Below are 14,434 nucleotides of genomic sequence, written 5' to 3' on the forward strand. Positions count from 1 at the left end.
CCGCCCGAGTTGTCGGGTCGGTATCGGCACTCCGCCCCGGCGCTCAGTAGACCAGTGCCTGCGCGCCCTCGGCCAACGCCTCCTCGACGAAGACGGCGGCGCCCGCGATCCGGACCCCGGGCAGCACGTCGTCCGGGCCGATCTCCCGTCGGGCCGCGCACTGGGTGCAGGCGGTCACCCGACCACTGGTCAGGATGACGTGCAGCAGCTCGGCCAGAGGTGCGGAGTGCGGCAGCTCGAACTGTTGGGCGCGCCCGGGCACCGCGAACCAGGTCGACTCACCGGTCAGCCAGAGCGACACGTCCGCCCCGGCCGCGACGGCCGTCGCGGCGACCGTGAATGCCTGCGCGCACCGCTCCGGGGCGTCCGCCCCCGCGGTGGCCTTGACGACGAGAGTGCGGGCCATGTGGCCCAGCATAGGATGGTCGGGATGGTTACCGAGATCGGGTTTGTCAGCCTGTTGGTCGCTGGCCTGGGCGGGCTCGCCGGTGGCCTGGTCTACCTTGCCGTACGCATTTCGAGAGGACGCTGGTGAGCGCGAGGAGTGAGCCGGGTCTGCGAGCCCCGCAGTCGCGAACGAAAGAGGCGGGGTGACGCCTGTGAGCGAGAATCCGCTGCAGCCGCCGTGGCTGAACGCGCCGCCGGTCGAGGAGTACCCGTTCGAGGAGAGTCACGACCTGCGGGTCGGGCCGAAGCTGCACCCCACCCTGGACGGCCTGCTGCCCTACATCGGGCTGTGGCGTGGCCGGGGCAAGGGCGGTTTCCCCACCATCGAGGACTTCGACTACGCCCAGGAGATCCGGATCAGCCACGACGGGCGGCCGTTCCTGCACTACGAGTCGCGTGCCTGGATCCTGGACGAGCAGAGCAAGCCGGTCCGCCCCGCTGGCCGGGAGGTCGGTTGGTGGCGACCGGTGGTGGTGGACGGGCGCGCTACCGACGAGCTGGAGGCGGTGCTCACCACGCCGACCGGGGTGATGGAGCTGCACCTGGGCAAGCGCACCGGCACGCAGCTGGAGTTCGCCACCGACGCGGTGGTCCGGACCCCGACCGCCAAGGAGGTCACCGGCGGGCACCGACTCTTCGGCATCGTCGAGGGTGCGCTGCTCTACGCGCAGGAGATGGCGGCCATGGGGCACGGGCTCAGCCCGCACCTGTCCGCCCGGCTCGTCCGGGTCGGCGGCTGACCAGCCGGGAAACCCAGCAGGCTAGACGGGGAAACCCAGCAGGGCTTGCAGGGCGGGGGTGCGCGGGCAGTGGTCCCGGCGCACCCCGTCCAGTGTCCGGACCTCGACGAGCCCGCGTACCGAGGAGCTGAACCACACCCCGTCGGCGTCGTGCAGCTCGGCCGGCGTGACCATCCGTTCGGCGGCGCTCAGGCCCAGTTCGGGGGCGTGGGCGAGCAGCCAGGCCACTGTCGTGCCGGGCAGGATGCCGGTGGTGGCGGCCGGCACCGTGCAGAGTGTGTCTCCGGTGAGCCACACCACGTTCGCGATCGGCCCCTCCAGGGCGTACCCGTCCGAGGAGACCCAGAGCACGTCGTCCACCCCGGCGCGGTGCGCCCAGCGGCGGGCGGCGCTGTTGACCGCGTACGAGGTGGACTTGATGCCGGCCGGCAACCAGTCGAGCCCGGTCCGCGCGTCGGCGGGCACCCCCAGCGGCAGGATCGCCACTGTGATCCCGGTGTGGCGGGCCGCCCGCGACGACGCCGGGACCTCGCTCACCGTGGCGTAGACGGTCGGCGGGCCGCCGGACTCGGCGCCTCGGGTGCAGACCAGCCGTAGCGCGGCCTCCACCTGGACGGGCCAGCCGGCGCACACCGTGTCGAGCAGGTCGACGAGCGTGGCGGTGGGGGGCAGGTCCAGGTCGACGGCTGCCGCGGCCGTGGTCATCCGGGCCAGGTGCTCGTCGCGCAGCCACGGCCGGCCCGCGCGCAGGTGCATGGACTCGAAGAGCCCGTCGCCGCGCAGGACGCCCAGGTCGTCGCCGCGGAGCACGGGCTCGTCGGCCGCGATGAGGCCCCGGCCGAGCACGGCGATCCGGGTGCTCGGAGAGACCGGGGCGTTTCCGACGGACGACGTCACCATGACCGCCGAGCGTAGCGGCGACCGGCCGCTCGCAGGGGTCGCGGCGATTGCCGAACTATGATCGGACCATGTCCGAATCCTCCCTCGCGGAAATGCTGCGGGCCCGTGGGCTGCGGCTGACGCCCCAACGGCAGCTCGTCCTCCAGGCGGTGCTCGATCTGGGGCACGCCAGCCCGGAGCAGGTGCACACCGCCGTGCGGGAGGTCGCCGCCGGCGTCAACATCACCACCATCTATCGCACGCTTGAGCTGCTGGAACGGCTCGGCCTGGTCACCCACACGCACCTCTCGCACGGGTCGCCGACGTACCACGCGGCGGGTGAGCACCAACACGTCCACCTGGTCTGTCGGGAGTGCGGCGCCATCGACGAGATCGATCCGGAGATGCTGCGCCCGCTCGCCGACCAGTTGGCCACGCAGCGGGGGTTCCGGGTGGACATCGGGCACGTGTCACTCTTCGGCGTCTGCGTACGCTGCGAGAACGGGGACGACAAATGATCGACATCGCGGGTGCGGTGGCCGTCGAGAGCATCGACGAGGCGAGCCGGGACCAGCCGGACGCGGCGCATGTCGCGGCCGGGGTGCGGGGGGTGGCCGCCCACTACGGCGACCCGTTGCGTGAGCAGCGCACCCTCGACACCGCTGTCGGCCTGGTCGACAGGTCGCACCGGGGGGTCATCGCGGTGCCCGGGGAAGAGCGGGCGAGTTGGCTGCACACCGTCACCTCGCAGCACCTGACCGCGCTGGCCGCCGGTGAGGGCACCGAGTTGCTGGTGTTGTCCCCGCACGGTCACATCGAGCAGCACGCGGTGGTCGCCGAGGACGGCGAGACCGCCTGGCTGGACACCGAGCCGGGGGCGACCGAGGGCCTGCTGGCCTACCTGGAGAAGATGCGGTTCTTCAGCAAGGTCGAGCCGCGCGACGCGACCGCCGAGCGGGCGTTGTTGTCGCTGGTCGGGCCGGCGGCGACGGAGGCGCTGGGCACGCTCGGCGTGACCGGGCTGGCCGCGCCGGACCTGGTCGCGGTGCCGGGTCCGAAGTTCCCGCACGGTGCCGTGCCGCAGCGCGCCAGCGTCCGGTACGACGTGAAGCCGCTGCCCGTCGGTGGCTGGGCCCGACGCGTGCCCCTCGGGGTGGACCTGCTGGTGCCCCGCTCGGCGATGGACCAGGTGGTGGCGGAGCTGCGGGGCGCCGGGGTGCCGGTCGCGGGCCTGTGGGCGTACGAGGCGATCCGGGTGGCCGCCCGTCAGCCCCGGGTCGGGGTGGACACCGACCACCGGACGATCCCGGCGGAGGTCGACCTGATCGGTCCCGCCGTGCACCTGGACAAGGGCTGCTACCGGGGGCAGGAGACGGTGGCCCGGGTGCACAACATGGGCCGGCCGCCGCGTCGCCTCGTACTGCTGCACCTGGACGGGGTGACCACCGACCAGCCGCCCACGGCCGGTACGCCGGTGATGCTCGACGGCCGGGCGGTCGGCTTCGTCGGCACCGCGGTGCTGCACCACGAGCTGGGTCAGGTGGCGCTCGCGGTGGTCAAGCGGAACGTCCCGGACGACGCGGCACTGCTGGTCGGCGAGACGGCGGCGGCGATCGACCCGTCCTGACCCGGGCGTCTAGGATCGCCGGCATGACGACAGGGACGTTGATCACGGTGGCCCCGACCGGCGCTGAGTCGGCCAAGGCGGAGGTGCCGGCGCTGCCGGTGACCCTCGACGAGCTGCTGCTCACCGCGAAGGAGTGCGAGGCGCTCGGCGCCGCCGTGATCCACGTCCACATCCGTGACGACGACGCGCGGCCGAGCCTCGACCCGGTGCGCCTGGCCGACACGGTGGCGGCGTTGCGGGACAGCACCGACCTGATCGTGCAGCTCTCCTCCGGCGGCGCGGTGACCGACCCGGAGGCCGCCCGGTTGGCTGTCCTCGACGCCCGGCCGGACATGGCCTCCTGCACGATGGGCACTGTCAACTTCGGCGACGACGTCTTCCTCAACCGCTGGGAGTTCATCGTCGACCTGCACACCCGGATGCAGGAACGCGGGATCGTGCCGGAGTACGAGATCTTCGACCTCGGGCACCTGTCCGCGTTGCAGCGACTCCTCGGCAAGTACGGGCTGCCGGCCGGCGGGCACGTGCACGTCGACTTCGTGATGGGGGTGCCGGGAGGCATGCCGGGCACCACCGAGACGCTGGTCGCGGCGCACCGGATGCTGCGGGACCTGCCCGAGGGCACCACCTTCTCGGCCACCGGCATCGGCCGCAGCACGATTCCGGTCATGCTGGCCTCGCTGTCGACCGGCGGGCACCTGCGGGTCGGTATGGAGGACACCGTGACGTACGCCAAGGGCCGCCCGGTGGAGTCGAACATGCAACTGGTCGCCCGCGCGGTGGGTTTCGCCCAGCTCGCGCAGCGCCCGCCGTTGACCACCACCGAGGCCCGCGAGCTGCTCGGGCTGTAAGGCCGGGCCTGCCTCACGCTCCTGTCACCCGGGCGGTGGACCACCAGGTCACCCCGCCGACGGGCACCCCTGGACCGTCGGTACCGTCCAGCCCGTGACGAAGACGTACGAGGGTGGCGACCCGCTCGCCGAGGTGGTCCGTTCCGGGTTCGTGGAGGGTGCGCACCGCGGTTCGGTGGTGGTGCTCGACGCCGCCGGCGCGGTGCTGGCGTCAGCCGGGGACGTGACCTCGCCGATCTTCCCCCGCTCGGCCAGCAAGCCGATGCAGGCGATCGGGATGCTCCGCGCCGGCCTGCCGTTGACCGACCCGGCGGACGTGGCACTGGTCGCGGCGAGTCACGCCGGTGAGGACTTCCACCTGGCCCGGGTCGGCGCGCTGCTGGACCGGGCCGGACTGGACGCCTCGGCCCTGCACTGTCCACCCGACCTGCCGGTGGGCGCGGCGGCCCGGGAGGCCGTGCTGCGGGCCGGGGGTGGCCCGACCAGGGTGCAGATGAACTGCTCCGGCAAGCACAGCGGAATGCTGCTGACCTGCGAGGCGGCCGGTTGGCCGTTGGAGGGGTACTGGCGGCCGGAGCACCCGCTCCAGCAGCGGTTGCGGGCGGCCATCGAGGAGTTCACCGGCGAGCAGGCCGCGGCGGTGGGCGTGGACGGTTGCGGGGCCCCGGTACTCGCGGTGTCGCTGACCGGGTTGGCCGGGGCGTTCCTGCGGCTGGTCGACGCCGAGCCGGGCTCGGTGCCGCGGACGGTGGCCGACGCCATGCGCGCGTACCCGGAGATCGTCGGTGGCACCCAGGCCGACGACACCCGGTTGATGCGCGGCGTTCCGGGTCTGCTGGCCAAGGTCGGCGCCGAGGGTGTGATCGCGGTGGCGGTGCCGGGCGTCGGCGCCGTCGCCCTGAAGATCGACGACGGCGCCGACCGGGCGCGGATGCCGGTGCTGGTCTCCGCGCTGCGGCGGCTCGGGGTGGACGCTCCGGTGCTGACCGAGTACGCCGAGGTGCCGCTCTTCGGCGGCGGAGTTCCGGTGGGGGCAGTCCGCCCGCTCTGGTGAGCCGGCCGGTCAGCCCAGGAAGTCGAGAAGGGCGGCGTTGACGGGCTCCGGGCGCTCCAGTGGCAACAGGTGCGCGGCGTCCGGGACGTCCGGCAGCCGTACCGCGCCGGGGACCTCGGCGGCGATCCGGTCGGCGAGCCGGCGGATGTCCGGTACGTCGGCAGCCCCGGCGGTGACCAGGACGGGCACCGTCAGCTCGCCGAGGCGGTCGATGGCCGGAGGCGTCAGTTCTCCGACCTCGACCGCGCCGAGCGCCAGTTCGGCAGCGAGCGCGCGCTGGTCCATCTCCTGGGTGAACGTGATCAGCGTGGGGTCGACGTCATCCGGCTGTCGACCCGGGCCGACCACCCAGAACCGCACCTCGCCGGCCGCGCCCGCGACGAAGTCGTCGGGGTCGACCTCGCCGACCAGGTCGTCCCAGAGGTCGTTCGCCTCGTCGGACCACTCGTTGCCGGAGACCGCGGTGTCGAACAGCGCGAGCGCGCTCACCCGGTCGGGGTGGGCGAGCGCGGTGTCGATGGCGACGGCCCCGCCGAAGGAGCAGCCGACCAGGGCGGCCCGGGGCAGGTCGAGCGCGTCCAGGAGTCCCGCCACGTCGTCGTGGTGCGCGAACGGGGTCGGCGGCAGCTCGGAGTCCCCGTAGCCGCGGAGGTCCGGGACGATCACCCGGTGGCGGGCGGCGAGCGCCGAGATCTGCCCCCGCCACATCCGCCGGTCGGCGATGCCAGCGTGCAGGAGTACGACGGGCGAGCCGGTGCCTGCCTCGTCGTACGCGATGCTTGCTCCATTGACTGTGATCTTGTGCACGGACGGACCGTACGGACCCGTGGAGCGGGGCGCAACCACGGTGCTGAGACGTTGCTAACTATGGTTAGCATTTTGCTTGCAGGAGCTAGCGGAGCCGGTTAACGTCGCAGTCATGGCCACACCGAAGGACCTTCCCGACGTCGGCGGGTTCATCCGCGATCTACGGCGTAACGCCAAGATCTCGCTCCGGCAGCTCGCCGAGCAGGCGGGGGTCAGCAACCCGTACCTCAGTCAGATCGAGCGCGGCCTGCGCAAGCCCAGCGCCGAGGTGCTCCAGCAACTGGCGAGCGCGCTGCGGGTCTCCACCCCGGCGATGTACCTGCGCGCCGGCCTGCTCGACGACAAGGAAGGCCACGGTGTGCTCGCCGCCATCGCCGTGGACACCGACCTGACGATGGCCCAGAAGCAGTCCCTCACCCAGATCTACGAGACGTTCCGTCGGGAGAACACCCGGCTGGCCGAGGCCCAGGCGGCCGCCGAGGGCGGCGGCACCGGGCCCACCGGCGGCACGCCCGGGGCGACCAGCCCGACCGACGTCGGCGACGAGCCCGCCGACCTGGCGAACCTGGCCGCAACCGGTCCCACCACCGCGGGCGGCACCCCGACCGAAGCCGTGATCGAGTCGGTCGCCGTCACCGAGGCGGGCACCGCACCCGCCCCGGGCACCACCAACACCCCCGAGAAGAAGGCCGCCGGTCCGGCGGCACGCAAGGCCGCCGAGGCGGCCGAAGAGGAGACGTCATGAGCGAGCCGAAGACCAACCGCATCCCCGCCCCGATCTACGCCGCCGCCGGCGCCGGTGAGTTGGCCATCGAGCAGCTGCGCAAGCTGCCCGCCGTGGTCGGTGTCCTCAGCACCCGCGTCGTCGCCGACCTGGGTGGTCGGGCCGTGCTGACCGGCTACGAGCTTCGTCAGAAGGCCAACGAGTTGGACCTCGCCAAGCTCCGCGAGTCGGCTGACCTGGCCAAGCTGCGCGAAGCCGCCGACCTGGCCAAGCTGCGCGAGGTTGCCGACCTGGACAAGCTGCGGGCCGCCGCGACCCGCAACGCCGCCATGGTGATCGCCGGGGCCCAGGTCGCCCAGGAGCGGGCCTTCGCCGCGTACGGCGCGCTGGTCGCCCGTGGTGAGCGGGTTGTCGGCGCTGGTGTGCTGGAAGCCGCCGACACTGTCAACGCCGACATCGAGGCCACGCAGGCCGTGACGGCGGCGGAGACCACCCCGGCCACCACCGCCACCGCCCCGGCCGAGGTGCCGACCCCGGCCGAGGTGCCGACCCCGGCCGACGTGGCCGAGATCGCCGAGGCCAAGCCGGCCGCCGTCAAGAAGGCCACGCGCGCCCCGAAGGCCGCGAAGCCGGCCGCGACCCCGTCGGCCAAGCTGCCCCGGGCCACCAAGCGGACCCGCCCGGCGGCCGAGTAGTAACCCCTGTCGACGACCCCGGCGGCGTCCTTGTCGGACGAAGCCGGGGTCCTCGACATAAGCTTGCCGGCATGGCCAACGCCGCGCCGATCTTCGCGTTCGAAGTCCGCTACGTGATCGAGCTGATCCTGCTCGTCTTCGCGCTGATCGTTCAGGGCGTCGCCCTGGTGCACGCGATCACGCAGCGCTCCGACGCCTTTCCCGCCATCGGGACGCTTCCCAAGGGTGGCTGGATCGCCATCCTGGCGGTCTGCCTCGTGCTGACCCTGCTCGGCTTCGGGCCGATCAGCCTCTTCGGACTGATCGGCATCGCCGCCGGTCTCATCTACCTGCTCGACGTTCGGGTCGGTCTGCGCGACCTCAGCGACGGCAAAGGGTTCTGGTGAGAGGTTTTCGCTGGCCCCCTCCACCGGACAGCGGGCCCCGCACCTGGGGGCCCGGCCCGGGTGGGCCGCGTACCGGCCGCCCGGCGCTCCCGGAACCGGACACCGACCTGGTCGCCACCCCGCACGGCGTACAGCTGGAACGGCTGGTCACCGGCACCGGTGACCCGGTGACCGTGTTCGCGCACGGGCTGGGCAACGGCATCGCCACCACCCGCCCGTTCGGCAGTGGGGTGACCGGCCGCAAGGTGTTCTTCCAGTTCCGTGGGCACGGCCGATCCGAGGCGCCGGACGGGCCGTGGACGTACTCCGACCTGGCCCGCGACCTTCGGGCGATCGCCGACCTGGGCGGTGCCAGCCGCGCCTTCGGCGCGAGCCTCGGCGCCGGGGCCCTCTGCCGGTTGCTCGCGGAGAGCCCGGACCGTTTCGAGAAGCTGGTCTTCTTCCTGCCCGCCGTGCTCGACCAGCCGCGCGGCCCGGTGGCTGGTGACCGCATCACCGACCTGCTGGAGGCCGTGGAGAGCGGAGACGCCTCGGTGGTCGCCGACGTCGTCACCCTGGAGCTGCCCGCGGCGGTGCGCAACACTCCCGCCGGCTGGGCGTACCTGCGGCAGAGACTCGACCAGCTGCTCCGCGACGGACTCGCCGGCAGCCTGGCCAGCCTCGCGGACCAGACGCCGCTGCGCGCCACGAGCGACCTCGCGGCGGTCACCGCGCCGGCGCTGGTCATCGCCAACGCGGGCGACGAGCTGCACCCGGTCGACGTCGCCGAGCGGCTCGCCGCCGCACTGCCGCAGGCCACCCTCCACGTGTACGACCGGCCCGGCGTCCTCTGGTCGGAACGCGCCGACCTGCGGGACCGCATCGCCGGCTTCCTCAACGAGTAACGTGCCCTGTCATGGGCGTCACACAGCATGGCCGGACACACCGGCTCGACCTCGCCGACCCGACCCTGCGCGAATGGACGTGCACGGTCCTGCACGCCGACGCCGAGCAGGGCATCGTGCTGGACCGCTCCGCCTTCTACCCGGGCGGCGGTGGTCAGCCGCCGGACCACGGCGTTCTGCTGTGGCAGGGCGTGCAGACCCGGATCGTCGGCACCCGCAAGGGCGACGACCTCTACCTGATCCCCGCCGAGGGTGACCCGCTCCCGCCGGTCGGCACCGAGGTCGTCGGTGCGTTGGAGGACGAGCGTCGGACCCGGCTGATGCGTACCCACTCCGGGTTGCACGTGCTCTGCGGCGTGGTGTTCCGCGACTTCGGCGCGCTGGTGACCGGCAACTCGATGGAGCCCGGTGAGGCCCGGATGGACTTCAACCTCCCCGAGGTGCCACCGGACTTCAAGAGCCGCATCGAGGAACTCGTCAACGCCGAGGTGGCCGCTGACCGTTCGGTCGCCGTGCGGGTGTTGCCGCGCACCGAGGCGCTGGCCCTGCCGGACATCATCCGCACCCAGTCCAACCTGATCCCGCCGGACGAGCAGGAGGTCCGGATCGTCGACATCGTCGGGCTGGACGTTCAGGCCGACGGCGGCACCCACGTCGCATCCACCGCGCAGATCGGCAAGGTGCAGGTGGTCAAGGTGGAGAGCAAGGGCCGGGCCAACCGCCGGGTCCGCGTCCGCCTGGTGGACTGACAGTTCGATAATTCGGACGTCGGCTGTCAGGTATCGCTGGCAGCCTCGCAGGCATGACACAACCGCTCGCAGGAAAGATCGCGCTCGTCGCCGGTGCCACCCGAGGCGCCGGGCGGCAGATCGCCGTGCAACTCGGGGCTGCCGGCGCCACCGTGTACGCCACCGGCCGCAGCACCCGGGCGGGCCGCTCGGAGATGGACCGACCGGAGACCATCGAGGAGACCGCCGAGCTGGTCACCAGGGCCGGAGGCACCGGCATCGCCGTCCAGGTCGACCACCTGGTGCCCGAGCAGGTCCGCGACCTCGTCGCCCGGATCGACGCCGAGCAGGGCCGCCTCGACGTGCTGGTCAACGACATCTGGGGTGGGGACCCACTGGTCACCTGGGAAAAGCCGGTGTGGGAACAGCCGTTGGACGCCGGCTTCCGAACCCTTCGACTGGCCATCGACACCCACATCATCACCAGCCACTTCGCCCTGCCGCTGCTGATCCGCAAGCCCGGCGGCCTGGTGGTGGAGATGGGCGACGGCACCAAGGCGTACAACGACGACAACTACCGGCTGTCGCTCTTCTACGACCTGGCCAAGGTGTCGGTCAACCGGCTCGCCTTCATCCAGGCGCACGAGCTGAAGCCGCACGACTGCACCGCCGTCGCGCTCACCCCGGGCTGGATCCGTTCCGAGGCGATGCTGGAGCACTTCGGCGTGACCGAGGACAACTGGCGCGACGGAGCCGCCACCGACCCGAACTTCCTCATCTCCGAGACGCCGGCCTTCGTCGGCCGGGCGGTGGCCGCGCTCGCCGCCGACGAGGAGAAGGCCCGCTGGAACGGCCAGTCCGTCGACGCCGGCACGCTGTCCAAGGTGTACGGGTTCACCGACCTCGACGGTAGCCAACCCGAGGGCTTCCGCTACATCACCGAGGTGGTCGACGCGGGCAAACCGTCGGACGTCACCGGCTACCGGTAGAGCGCCTGGAACCGGCCGGCCGCCTCGGCAAACAACTGCCGCAGCGCGGGTGGGTCGAGGACCTCCACCTCGGGGCCGAGCCCCAGCAGTTGGTGGTACGCCACCTCGACGGACTCGACGGGCAGCCGGGCCACCACCCAGCCCTGCCCGTCGGGTTCGCCGGCGGCGGCCACCACCTCGTCGTACACGAAGGGGGCATCGACCAGGTGCCGGAGCCGGCGCAGGCCCGCCGGGCTGAGCCGGACGGTGGCCTCGGCCCGCAGGATGGTCCGCAGGAACGACCCGGTCTGCTCGCGCCAATGCCCGGCCAGGTCGAAGCCCTCGTCCCGCGCGAAGCTCTCCTCGCCGACCTCGACTCCGGTCACCCGGTCCACCCGGTAGGTGCGGGTGTCGTCGTCGACCCGACCGACCAGATACCAGGCCCCACTCTTGAGCACCAGCCCGTACGGCTGGACCCGCCTGGTCACCTCCCGGTTGCCGCGCCGGTAGCGCAACTCCACCACCCGGTCGCGCCAGACCGCGCGGGCCAGTTCGGTCAACAACGGTGGCGGCGGGGTCTCCCGGAACCAGCCCGGCACGTCCAGGTGGAACCGCTGCCCCGCACGTGTCGGGGCGTCCCGCAGGGCCGGCGGCAGGGCGGCGAGCACCTTCAGCTCGGCGGCGGCGACCGCGTCGGCGAGCCCCATGTCACCAGCCGGCCCGGGCAGCCCGGAGAGGAAGAGCGCTTCCGCCTCGTCCCGGGTGAGCCCGGTCAGTCGGGTGCGGTAACCGCCGAGCAGCCGGTATCCGCCGTCCCGACCCCGGTCGGCGTAGACCGGCACCCCGGCGGCCGAGAGCGCCAGCACGTCCCGGTAGACGGTCCGCTCGGAGACCTCCAGCTCCCGTGCCAGCTCGCCCGCCGTCATCGAGCCGCGAGCCTGCAACAGCAGCAGCAGTGAGATCAGTCGGGAGGCGCGCACCAGCCCATCCTGCCTCGTACCGCTCGCCGCCCGGCGGATTCGATCACCGGTCGTTAGGCTGCTCGATCGTGGACGCCAGCAGAATCGCCAGCCCGGTGACCGGGGCCGTCGGCCGCTTCCTCGCCGGGGCGGGGCTGCTCCTGCGGGGGCTCGGTCTCTATGTGCGCAGCCCGGGGCTGATGCTGCTCGGCATCGTGCCGGCGTTGATCTCCGGTGCCCTTTTCGTGGGTGCGTTCGCCACCCTGGTGTACTTCGTGGACGACCTCGCCGCGCTGGTCACCCCGTTCGCCGACGACTGGTCGAAGACCGGCCGCAGCCTGGTCCGGGTGGTCGCCGGGCTGGCCTTCCTGGGGCTCGGCGGCCTGCTCGCGGTGGTCAGCTTCACCGCTGTCACCCTGGTCATCGGCGACCCGTTCTACGAGAAGATCTCCGAGCAGGTCGAGCAGCGGTACGGCGGCACGCCCGGCGCTGTGGACGTACCCTTCTGGTCGTCGTTGCGCCGCAGCTCCGCGGACTCGGTACGCATGGTGGCGCTCGCCGCCCTGGTCGGGATTCCGCTCTTCCTCGCCGGCTTCATCCCGGTCGTCGGGCAGACGGTCGTCCCGGTCATCGGGGCGGCTGTCGGCGGCTGGTTCCTCGCCGTGGAGCTGGTCGGGGCACCGTTCTACCGGCGTGGGATGCGGCTGCCGCAGCGCCGGACGATCCTGAAGGCCGACCGACCCACCTCGCTCGGCTTCGGGGTGGCGGTCTTCCTCTGCTTCCTCATTCCGCTCGGCGCGGTACTGATCATGCCGGCTGCGGTCGCCGGCGCGACCCTGCTGGCCCGACGCTCGCTCGGTCAGCCGATCGAGGAGAGCTGACATGGAGATCACCCTGGTCCAGGGCGACATCACCACCCAGCAGGTGGACGCCATCGTGAACGCCGCGAACTCGTCCCTCCTCGGTGGCGGTGGCGTCGACGGGGCCATCCACCGGCGCGGCGGTCCTGCCATCCTCGCCGAGTGCCGGGCGTTGCGGGCATCCCACTACGGCCGAGGGCTGCCGACCGGGCAGGCGGTGGCGACCACTGCCGGTGAGCTGCCGGCCCGTTGGGTGATCCACACTGTCGGGCCGGTCTGGTCCGGCAGCGAGGACCGGTCGGCGCTGCTGCGCGACTGCTACGCGAACAGCCTGCGCGTTGCCGACGATCTGGGCGCGTCGACTGTGGCCTTTCCTTTGATCTCCGCCGGCATCTTCGGCTGGCCGATCGACGACGCGGTCCGCCAGGCCCTCGGCGTGCTGCGCTCGGCCACCCCGACCGCCGTCACCGAGGCGCGCCTGGTGCTGTTCGGGGCGGACACTCACGAGAGGGCACGGCGGATCTTCGCCGCCGCAGCCTAGGAGCGCAGCCCTTCGGGAGTCGCTGATGAGCCGTATACCTCAGAGTCATATTTATGCCTCAGAGGTATATCGCTTACCCGAGCGACACCGCCGACGCCCGAGGGCCGGGGTTCCGTCATCACGATCCCGAATCCCGCGCGTCTTCCCACAGGGACTCGAAGTGCTCCACATAACGATCGAACGGGCCGCCACTCTCTCGGCGTCGCAGGTGCATCGTCACCGAATCCTGCCCCAGTCCCGCACCTATGTGCGTAGCCACGATCGCCTCGTCGTCGAAGACCCAGACGGACATGGCAACGTGTCGTTCTGACATTCGGATGGCAAGCGGTTGCGGAGACTTCGAGATCTCCGCCTGGGTCATCGCGATGCGGGTCGCGAGCGTGAGGGGAGTGGCCTCGATGCGCTCTCGCGCCGTCGTGACCTCGCTGCTGGGATCGCCTAGCAGGAAACGCACATCGGCACCGTCTTGGGCCTTCTTGCCGAGCGTGGTGGCGGCGTTGGGCACCTCGAGCCACACGAAATAACTCGTGTATCCGCCGAACCACAGTCGGGTGCCCGCTTTGTCGATCAACTCGCGAAACAGAGAACGTGGAAGGTCGGATCGGCGTGCGTACACGCCAACCACCTCACGGTCCGAGCCGACTTTGACGGCGCGGCGGACAGCTTCGGGCCATAGCACCTCTACATCCTGACCCAACACCCCAGCGGCCCGCATCCGGGAGCGAGGGTGAGGGACGCGGCCCCTGCTGATCCACCGCTCAACCGTCTTCGCGTCCACACTGCACTTCTCGGCGAGGTCATTAACGGTCAGCCCCGCGGATTTGAGGGCGTGCCCGAGAACGTCGTTTCGCGTCATCGCAAGGGGACCTTTCCTAGACGTCCCCGATGGTCGCACACGGACGGTGCAGGCGTCCGATACCCGCTGGAACCGTGCAGGTATCTGTACCACTGCTGAAAGCGCACAGCGGCCTCTGCTGATGATCGGAGAGGAAGACATGCCCGAGATGCGGCCGATGAACGCCCGTCCCCGGCCGCACCTGCCGATGCGCCCTGCGTGGCTGTGTCGCAACTGCGCTGCGCCGTGGCCCTGCGGTCCAGCTCAACTCGACCTCATTGCCGAGTTCTACGGTCATTCGATCGCTCTGGCATTCTACCTGGCCTCGTCGATGCAAGAGGCCGTCGACGACATGTACGCCCTGGGCGGTCGCCCCGATCTCGCCGTGATGCACACCCGATTTCTCGGGTGGTTGTCCCTGGCCCGCCGATCGCGCCCGGCAGGGTGAT

The 14,434-nt window shown here is 71.8% G+C and carries 20 protein-coding genes; 15 read left to right on the forward strand and 5 right to left on the reverse strand.

Annotated elements, in window-relative coordinates; genetic code table 11:
* Positions 1–43: 43 nt before the first annotated feature.
* Entirely contained in the window at positions 44–418 is a 375-nt protein-coding gene (locus O3438_RS24945; RefSeq protein ID WP_269682163.1) for a DsrE family protein, read from the reverse strand.
* A gap of 12 nt (positions 419–430) precedes the next feature.
* On the opposite strand from O3438_RS24945, the gene mtfM reads away from it, so the two are divergent.
* Both mtfM and O3438_RS24955 read left to right on the forward strand, forming a co-directional pair.
* Positions 431–535 (forward strand): small membrane protein MtfM, encoded by a 105-nt coding sequence (mtfM, locus tag O3438_RS24950; RefSeq protein WP_030327764.1) that lies wholly within the window; start codon positions 431–433, stop codon positions 533–535.
* Positions 536–599: 64 nt separating this feature from the next.
* Positions 600–1,187, forward strand: a complete 588-nt coding sequence (locus O3438_RS24955; protein WP_269682164.1) for an FABP family protein — start codon at positions 600–602, stop codon at positions 1,185–1,187.
* Positions 1,188–1,208: 21 nt separating this feature from the next.
* Here O3438_RS24955 and O3438_RS24960 read toward each other — a convergent pair whose 3' ends face one another.
* On the reverse strand, positions 1,209–2,087 hold the full coding sequence (locus tag O3438_RS24960; protein WP_269682165.1) for an aminotransferase class IV: 879 nt from the start codon (positions 2,085–2,087) through the stop codon (positions 1,209–1,211).
* A gap of 68 nt (positions 2,088–2,155) precedes the next feature.
* Here O3438_RS24960 and O3438_RS24965 point away from each other — a divergent pair, with 68 nt between their 5' ends.
* The 4 genes from O3438_RS24965 to O3438_RS24980 all read left to right on the forward strand — a co-directional run bounded on the left by O3438_RS24965 (position 2,156) and on the right by O3438_RS24980 (position 5,598).
* Positions 2,156–2,584 (forward strand): Fur family transcriptional regulator, encoded by a 429-nt coding sequence (locus O3438_RS24965; protein ID WP_088987421.1) that lies wholly within the window; start codon positions 2,156–2,158, stop codon positions 2,582–2,584.
* Positions 2,581–3,693: a CAF17-like 4Fe-4S cluster assembly/insertion protein YgfZ gene (gene ygfZ / locus O3438_RS24970; RefSeq protein ID WP_269682166.1), complete on the forward strand. Its 1,113-nt coding sequence runs from the start codon at positions 2,581–2,583 to the stop codon at positions 3,691–3,693. Before O3438_RS24965 ends, ygfZ begins: the two co-directional genes overlap by 4 nt.
* A gap of 23 nt (positions 3,694–3,716) precedes the next feature.
* Positions 3,717–4,544, forward strand: a complete 828-nt coding sequence (locus O3438_RS24975) for a 3-keto-5-aminohexanoate cleavage protein (RefSeq protein ID WP_269682167.1) — start codon at positions 3,717–3,719, stop codon at positions 4,542–4,544.
* Positions 4,545–4,638: 94 nt separating this feature from the next.
* Complete coding sequence (locus O3438_RS24980) at positions 4,639–5,598, forward strand: asparaginase (protein ID WP_269682168.1); 960 nt, start codon at positions 4,639–4,641, stop codon at positions 5,596–5,598.
* Positions 5,599–5,607: 9 nt separating this feature from the next.
* Here the strand turns inward: O3438_RS24980 and O3438_RS24985 are convergent, their stop codons facing one another.
* Entirely contained in the window at positions 5,608–6,405 is a 798-nt protein-coding gene (locus O3438_RS24985; protein WP_269682169.1) for an alpha/beta fold hydrolase, read from the reverse strand.
* 112 nt (positions 6,406–6,517) lie between these two features.
* Here O3438_RS24985 and O3438_RS24990 point away from each other — a divergent pair, with 112 nt between their 5' ends.
* The 6 genes from O3438_RS24990 (at position 6,518) to O3438_RS25015 (ending at position 10,811) form a co-directional block, all read left to right on the forward strand.
* Positions 6,518–7,150, forward strand: a complete 633-nt coding sequence (locus tag O3438_RS24990; RefSeq protein ID WP_269682170.1) for a helix-turn-helix domain-containing protein — start codon at positions 6,518–6,520, stop codon at positions 7,148–7,150.
* Entirely contained in the window at positions 7,147–7,824 is a 678-nt protein-coding gene (locus tag O3438_RS24995; RefSeq protein ID WP_269682171.1) for a hypothetical protein, read from the forward strand. The genes O3438_RS24990 and O3438_RS24995 overlap by 4 nt, the downstream gene beginning before the upstream one ends.
* Positions 7,825–7,895: 71 nt before the next feature.
* A complete protein-coding gene (locus tag O3438_RS25000) occupies positions 7,896–8,210 on the forward strand; it encodes a DUF2516 family protein (protein WP_088950380.1) in 315 nt (104 codons plus the stop codon).
* Positions 8,207–9,094, forward strand: a complete 888-nt coding sequence (locus O3438_RS25005) for an alpha/beta fold hydrolase (RefSeq protein ID WP_269682172.1) — start codon at positions 8,207–8,209, stop codon at positions 9,092–9,094. Before O3438_RS25000 ends, O3438_RS25005 begins: the two co-directional genes overlap by 4 nt.
* An 11-nt stretch (positions 9,095–9,105) precedes the next feature.
* The gene (locus O3438_RS25010; protein ID WP_145778745.1) at positions 9,106–9,843 is read left to right on the forward strand and encodes an alanyl-tRNA editing protein; all 738 of its coding nucleotides are present in this window, start codon (positions 9,106–9,108) and stop codon (positions 9,841–9,843) included.
* A 53-nt stretch (positions 9,844–9,896) separates the two neighbouring features.
* Positions 9,897–10,811: an SDR family oxidoreductase gene (locus tag O3438_RS25015; protein WP_269682173.1), complete on the forward strand. Its 915-nt coding sequence runs from the start codon at positions 9,897–9,899 to the stop codon at positions 10,809–10,811.
* Here the strand turns inward: O3438_RS25015 and O3438_RS25020 are convergent.
* Entirely contained in the window at positions 10,802–11,770 is a 969-nt protein-coding gene (locus tag O3438_RS25020; protein WP_269682174.1) for a helix-turn-helix transcriptional regulator, read from the reverse strand. The genes O3438_RS25015 and O3438_RS25020 overlap by 10 nt on opposite strands.
* A 68-nt stretch (positions 11,771–11,838) precedes the next feature.
* Here O3438_RS25020 and O3438_RS25025 point away from each other — a divergent pair, with 68 nt between their 5' ends.
* Together O3438_RS25025 and O3438_RS25030 are read left to right on the forward strand one after the other, a co-directional pair.
* Positions 11,839–12,630, forward strand: a complete 792-nt coding sequence (locus O3438_RS25025; RefSeq protein WP_269682175.1) for an EI24 domain-containing protein — start codon at positions 11,839–11,841, stop codon at positions 12,628–12,630.
* A gap of 1 nt (position 12,631) precedes the next feature.
* Complete coding sequence (locus O3438_RS25030; protein WP_269682176.1) at positions 12,632–13,150, forward strand: O-acetyl-ADP-ribose deacetylase; 519 nt, start codon at positions 12,632–12,634, stop codon at positions 13,148–13,150.
* 118 nt (positions 13,151–13,268) lie between these two features.
* Here the strand turns inward: O3438_RS25030 and O3438_RS25035 are convergent, their stop codons facing one another.
* Positions 13,269–14,006, reverse strand: coding sequence for a helix-turn-helix domain-containing protein (locus O3438_RS25035; RefSeq protein ID WP_269682177.1), 738 nt, complete (start codon positions 14,004–14,006; stop codon positions 13,269–13,271).
* Between the two features lie 46 nt (positions 14,007–14,052).
* Between O3438_RS25035 and O3438_RS25040 the strand changes: the two genes are divergently transcribed.
* Entirely contained in the window at positions 14,053–14,433 is a 381-nt protein-coding gene (locus tag O3438_RS25040; protein WP_269682178.1) for a hypothetical protein, read from the forward strand.
* Position 14,434 lies beyond the last annotated feature (1 nt).

The organism is Micromonospora sp. WMMC250, assembly GCF_027460215.1.
Taxonomy (GTDB): Bacteria; Actinomycetota; Actinomycetes; order Mycobacteriales; family Micromonosporaceae; genus Micromonospora; species Micromonospora taraxaci.